Below are 270 nucleotides of genomic sequence, written 5' to 3'. Positions count from 1 at the left end.
CAGCCTGCCGCGTTGCCTGCACCACACTGGCGACGGTCTCGAACCCCTCACCGGCAACGCGCGCCTGCTCATAACCACCAATCGGCACCGCCGCGCCAGCCGGCGGATGCAACAGCCAGGCGCCCGAGGCCCCCAGCATCCGGCGGCCGATTTTTGCTCCGCCCTCGGTCAGATAAGTGCGCTGCACGCCGGTCAGCCGCACCCGGCCGTCCTCATCCTGGCCAAACATCGGCGTCAGCATCACCACCGCCGCCCCGGCCGCCACTTCCG

General features: G+C 70.7%; 1 protein-coding gene. It reads right to left on the bottom strand.

Going from position 1 to position 270, the window contains the following annotated elements:
- Positions 1-270 (bottom strand): hypothetical protein (locus tag GUI70_RS23300; protein ID WP_161884576.1); only part of this gene is annotated, 270 nt, incomplete at both ends.

It is taken from the genome of Deinococcus alpinitundrae (assembly GCF_009982895.1).
Classification (GTDB): domain Bacteria; phylum Deinococcota; class Deinococci; order Deinococcales; family Deinococcaceae; genus Deinococcus; species Deinococcus alpinitundrae.
The sequence above is the reverse complement of the archived record's forward strand: the minus strand, read 5'-3'. Positions and strand labels throughout refer to the sequence as shown.